This window comes from Kitasatospora sp. NPDC001527, from assembly GCF_040298605.1.
In the GTDB taxonomy this organism is placed as follows: domain Bacteria; phylum Actinomycetota; class Actinomycetes; order Streptomycetales; family Streptomycetaceae; genus Kitasatospora.
Genome location: NZ_JBEPAM010000105.1, coordinates 1 through 5417 on the forward strand (window position 1 = coordinate 1; position 5417 = coordinate 5417).

4 protein-coding genes are annotated in these 5417 nt (G+C 72.3%); 3 read left to right on the plus strand and 1 reads right to left on the minus strand.

The window, feature by feature from the left end:
• The first annotated feature begins 705 nt into the window (after positions 1 to 705).
• A complete protein-coding gene (locus tag ABT238_RS38420) occupies positions 706 to 1242 on the plus strand; it encodes a hypothetical protein (RefSeq protein ID WP_350807238.1) in 537 nt (178 codons plus the stop codon).
• Positions 1243 to 2053: 811 nt separating this feature from the next.
• Here the strand turns inward: ABT238_RS38420 and ABT238_RS38425 are convergent.
• On the minus strand, positions 2054 to 2890 hold the full coding sequence (locus ABT238_RS38425; protein WP_350807243.1) for a GntR family transcriptional regulator: 837 nt from the start codon (positions 2888 to 2890) through the stop codon (positions 2054 to 2056).
• Between the two features lie 169 nt (positions 2891 to 3059).
• Here ABT238_RS38425 and ABT238_RS38430 point away from each other — a divergent pair, with 169 nt between their 5' ends.
• Together ABT238_RS38430 and ABT238_RS38435 are read left to right on the plus strand one after the other, a co-directional pair.
• A complete protein-coding gene (locus tag ABT238_RS38430) occupies positions 3060 to 3518 on the plus strand; it encodes a hypothetical protein (RefSeq protein ID WP_350807247.1) in 459 nt (152 codons plus the stop codon).
• A 721-nt stretch (positions 3519 to 4239) separates the two neighbouring features.
• Complete coding sequence (locus tag ABT238_RS38435) at positions 4240 to 5337, plus strand: hypothetical protein (RefSeq protein ID WP_350807250.1); 1098 nt, start codon at positions 4240 to 4242, stop codon at positions 5335 to 5337.
• Positions 5338 to 5417: the final 80 nt, after the last annotated feature.

A 5417-nucleotide genomic window follows, 5' to 3' on the forward strand; every position in this document is an offset into this window, starting at 1 on the left:
GCCAGCCAGGCCTGACTCCCTCCCATTCCCTCCCACCTCCCTGCCGACCTCGGTTCGGTTCTCCGCACAGGTCAGCGCCCGGGATCCGCGTTCTCAGGGTCGGGAGGGAGGTGGGAGGGAGGTCCCGGGACCGAGCGGTCGACGTCCCCGGCCGGGCTCGGCCGGGGCGACGTCCTGGTGCTCGACGTCGACCAGGCGCTCGCCGTCGAGCACCGCGGACTCGATTGGCAGGCGACGGGCGCCGGCCAATCCCGGCGGATCGCCCGCGGCTGGTTGGTCGGTCCGGATGTGCAGCGGTCGGCGGGGAGTGCTCATCCGGCGACGGTAGTCCGGTAACTCCTCGCGCTCACCATCACCGCCGCGTCCGTGAATCCGGGACCCCCACGTGCGCGCACACGTACGCGCACGTGGCGACCGGCCCGGCCGTGACGCACAGTCACCAGATTCACAACCGTCGAGCGCGCGCGTCGCACGCGCGTGTATGGGATCCCCCGGGACCGTGTCCACCCGGCTGTGATTATGAACATGAACATCACCCGGGGTGATTGCCGCGCAATCACGGTTCCGGCCGGGCCGCCGTTCCCTCGCCGACGCCGTGACGTCAAGGACTCTTGACATTCACTCGATAGTGTCAAGGCCTCTTGACTGTGGCGGCTCATGTCAGGAATCCTTGACGTAGGTGAGTCTACGTCAGGAGGTCTTGACATGGTGTGGGTGCACGAGGAGATCGGCGGTCACGAGGGCCGGGCCGTCGCGGTGCTCGGCGACGGCTCCGAGCCGGACGGCGCCTGGTGGACGCACGACGGGGCCGACGGCCGGCGCCGGGCCATCGCGATCCGGCCCGCGTGCGAGTGCGGCTGGCGCGGGGAGATGTTCCCGCTCGACGTCGCCGACCACGAGGTGGCCGAGGGCACGGCCGATGGCACCGGCCCGTACGGGGCCTGGGACGCGCACGTCGTCCGACTGCTCGGCGACCAGGTCCCCGAGGACGTCGCACAGGCGATCGCGGGCCTGCGGCGCCAGCTCGCTGAGCTGACCGAGCGCCGGCCGCTGGCGGCAGCCGCCGCCGCCGCGCTGGTCGAGAAAATGGGCACGGCCGTGCTGCAGCGGTCCGTCTCCGCCGCTCGCACGACGGAGAGCTGGGACGCGATCGGCCGTGCGCTCGGCGTCTCCCGGCAGGCGGCCCACCAGCGGTGGTCGAGGGTCCTCCTGGTGCCGCAGGGCAACGACACCCCGGCCTGACCTCCGACCCGGCCGACGGCGCGGGTTCCGATGAGAGGCCGGCCGCCCGCCCTCCCCATGGGTCGGGCTGGGCGGGGGTTCCCTCGTTGGGCGGCAGGGCTCGCCCCAGAGCGCGCCGTCGCCGGGGGCGCCAGGTGGAGCGCCCCACTGGACGAACGACCTGGCGCCCCCGGTGGCGGTGTGCTGGCCTCCGGTGCCGTCCATCGAGGGAGCCCCCGGCCGGGTCGAGCCAGCACCACGACGCACGCCGCAGTCACGATCCAGAGCCCGCCTCCCCCTCCGCAGGGTGGCCCGCCGGAGGCATGTCGGTGAGCTGAGCTGGCGCTCTCATGGAGGTCTCACCGCGCCCGGTTTCACGGGGCCGCTGGTCTCACGCGGTTTCACCGAGGTCTCACCGTGCCGGTCTCACCGCCGGGCTCAGTCTCACGCCATTTCACCGCGTTGCACGGTGCCGGTCTCACGCCGTTGCACGCGGCGGGTGGCTGGCGCCCGGCCCGGAACGGCCGCCAGGCCGCATGCCCGGCCGGGGCGCCGGGGCGCCCCTCTTGAGTGAGTAGAGACAGTTTTCGACGCCGCCGTTTCGGACCCGACGGCGCCGGTTTCGGGAGCGCGGTGGGCGTTTCGCGAGCGCCGTCCGGCGTTTCGCGAGCACCCGTACCCGGCCCTCGCTAACCCCTCTGCGAGGGCTCGCGTTTCAGACCCGGCCGGTCTCGTTTCGCCCGTGCAACGGACCGTTTCGAGGGCAGCCTGTACGAAAACGAGCCCGCCCCGTACAGCACGGGAGCGGGCTCGATTTGTGGTCGTACGTGGGCTAGGTCGGGGTCCCCAGTGCGGTGTAGTAGTCGCTGGTCGCGGGCCGTACCGGCCATTTCGCGGTGGATCCACGCGGAACGGGATAGCCGACCGCGAACTGCGTCGCGGACATCCGGATGTCCTGGACCTCGACCGCGCGCTCGGGCTGGCGGCCCCGGCCGGGGAGCACGGTGACCCGCACAACCCGCAGCAGCGGCACGCCCTCGCGAGGCATCGCGAGCGCGTCCGCCTCGTCGGGCGCGGGCATCCTCGCGGACACCTCCTCGCGCCACGCGAGAGGACGACCCGCCCACTCCTCGATCCGGTCGTACATCCCGCCGGCGCCCGTGCTGCCGGAGAGCACGGGCAGCTCCTCCAGGATCCACGGGGCGATCCACGAGTCGGCGAGCTGCCGGTGCTCCTGGCGGTCGGGGTCGCCGATGAGGCGGCGGCGGACGGTGAGTTCGATGCCGGCCTCGACGCCCAGGAGCTCGGCGACGTCTGCCGGAACCGCGGCCTCGGCGAGACGGGTTCGCTCGCCGTCGGGCCACGGCAGCGCCCGCCAGTGCTGCACCTCCTGGCCGCTGTAGTAGCCGAGTTCGTCGCGCTCGACCTGCCGGGACCGGACGGTGAGACGGACCCGGTCGGGGTGCGTCAGGACGTAGACCCCGGAGCGGCCCCGGCCCTCGACCAGCCCCTCAGCGGCCAGCAGGCCAACGGATTTCCGCACCGTGATGTCGGAGACGCCCCACTCTGCGGCGATCTCACGCATGATCGGCAGGGCTGTGCCCGGGGGGTACGTCCCGTCCTCGATCCGCGCCCGTAGAACGGCGGCGATCTCCTCGTATTGAGCCATGGTGGGTGCCCTCCTCTCTCGTCGTTAGCGTATACGCCAGGTTGTTGACGTATACGCTAAGTCCCGTTAGCGTATACGTCAACGCAACTGCGGCGGAGGGGCCTCCCCCCTCTGCATTGCGCTGACCTGCACCGGGGCTGTGACCTGCCCCAGAGTCGAGGGACTGATCATGACGATGCTCGCAGGAATCGAAACCACCTCCTACGACCCCGACCGCGAGGTCGAGGACGCGGCCGGCCGGATGCACATCACGACCCGGGGCGTCACCGTCGGACCCGCGCTGTCCGCGTGGGGCGAGGCCCTCCCGGCGTCGCAGGCCGCGCACGAGGGGTGCCCCCGCGCTGAGGTCCGGATGTCCTACTACCTGTCCGGGAACGAGCTGCTCGCCGGGCTCTGGAACGCCTGCGGGATGTGGGACCTGGCGGCCGGGTTCGACTCGGTCTCGGACGAGGTCATCCGGTGGCACGTCACCACGAGCCTGTTCAGCGCCGGTGGTCCCGGGTCGATCGGGGTCGAGAGCCTGCTGGCCCAGATCGCCCGGGAGCGGACGACGCCCCGGGGGCAGGCCGACTACGTGGCCGCGTGCCGCACGATCGCACGCGTGTTCGGTGTGGCGCCGGGCGCCTGAGGGGCCGTGACCTGCGAAAACAACGAGGCCGGGACATCTGTCCCGGCCTCCTGTGTGTCTGTGTCCCCGGACCACCTATGGGGTGAGGGATGATCGTCCCCCAGAAATGCGTGAGCGGCAGGGATTAGGCCCCCTGCCGCTCGGGCGAGTCCAGTCGGCTGCGAAACCAGATCGGAACTCAACGCTAGTGACCAGCGTACGCGACGACGTACCCCCGCGCACCCACTCCGTGAGGCGCGTCACGCCGGGGCCGGATCGGCTCCAGGCGCCCTCTAGGGGCCCCGTAGGTGCCCCTCGGGCCGGTGAGTCCACCCCGGCCCCCAGCGACGCTCTGACGCCCCCTCAGGCCCCGCCTCGGGTGCTGCCCTGCGCAACCTGCGGGGCGGAGATGACCGCAACCCCCGGGAAGCGGGTCAAGATCTACTGCTCTGAGTCCTGCCGGAGCACGATGCGGCGTCGGATCGCGGCGGCTGATGCCACCCCGGCGGCGGGTCGAGGCGGCACCTCGGAACCAAAAGCGGTCGCGCGCTTTAGTACTACGGGAAAGATTCCGTCCACCCCAGGTCAGAGGGGGTCTGGGGCCTCTGCGGACCCCAAATCGGGACGGGTTCCGGGGGACGGTCGGGACGCGCGGTTCGAGCGGCGGGAGCAACACCAGACGGTCGCGGTCGGCGCGTCGTTCTGCGGCTGTGGCCGGGGGTTGGTCGGCGGTGCCGCCACGGTGCTGACCGGCTCGCGGGGTGCGTCGTTCGGCGGGGTGCGGACCTGCCACAGCGTGCACATGTGCCCGTGGTGCGGGGCCAAAATTCTGGCCGTCCGGGCGGAGAACATCCAGGCGGCGGCGGACGCGCTGCACGAGGCCGGGTACGGGCTGTACCTCGGCTCGCACGTCCTGCGGCACTACGGGCGGCAGCAGTACGGCTCGCTGCGGCGGGGCCAGCGCGGCGGCCTGGTCGTAGTCCTGCACGACAGCTGGCGCGGTGCGTTCGGCTCGGCCGGGCGCCCGTGGCGGCGCCTGCGGGACGAGTTCGGCATCGTCGGCTACGAGCGCGCATTCGAGGACACCTGGGGCCCGGCCACCGGCTGGCACCTGCACTGGCACGTCCTCTGGGTGACCTCCCGCCCTCTGACGGAGGAGGAGTTCGAGCGGTTCCGCCGGCGCCTGGCGGAGATGTGGCGGGACGCCGTGCTCGGCGCGGGCGGGTACGAGGTCAGCACGACGTGCGACCGGCCCGGCTGCCCGTGCGAGGGCCGGGGCCACGGCACCGACGTCCGCCCGATCAACGCGGGCGAGCAGGACGCGGCCGCCCGGTACCTGTACAAGGACGGCGACAAGGGCAGGGCCGGAATCGGGCTGGAGCTGGCGCGCGGTGACCTCAAGGACGGCCGGGGGCACCTGCGGATGTCGCCGCTGCAGCTCGGCGACCTGGCCGCCGCCGAACTGGCGGAGACCGGCGAGACCGACGGCCCGTTCGTCACGGCCTACCGCGAGCGGGAGTTCGGCGTGAACGGCATCCGGAAGCACTACCGGACCCAGTCGTTGAACAGGACGCTCGACGGCCTGGTCGAGCAGGACGAGCGGACGGACGCGGAGATCGCGGCCGACGACGGGCAGGACCTGGTCCCGATCGCGGTGATCCCGGCGGAGACCTGGTACCGGCACATCGTCCGGCACACCGGACGCCGCCTCGCCCTCCTGCGGGCGACCGAGTCACTGGGCGAGGTCGGGGTCCGGACCCTCATCGAGGGGTGGGGGCTGGAGTGGGGCCGGGACGTCCTGCCCGCCCCGGCCGAGGGACCTCCGGCCAGCCAGGCCTGACTCCCTCCCATTCCCTCCCACCTCCCTGCCGACCTCGGTTCGGTTCTCCGCACAGGTCAGCGCCCGGGATCCGCGTTCTC

Coding starts and splice junctions, on each gene's coding strand:
- ABT238_RS38425 (WP_350807243.1), bottom strand. CDS start 2,890: ATGGCTCAATACGAGGAGATCGCCGCCGTTCTACGGGCGCGGATCGAG.
- ABT238_RS38430 (WP_350807247.1), top strand. CDS start 3,060: ATGACGATGCTCGCAGGAATCGAAACCACCTCCTACGACCCCGACCGC.
- ABT238_RS38420 (WP_350807238.1), top strand. CDS start 706: ATGGTGTGGGTGCACGAGGAGATCGGCGGTCACGAGGGCCGGGCCGTC.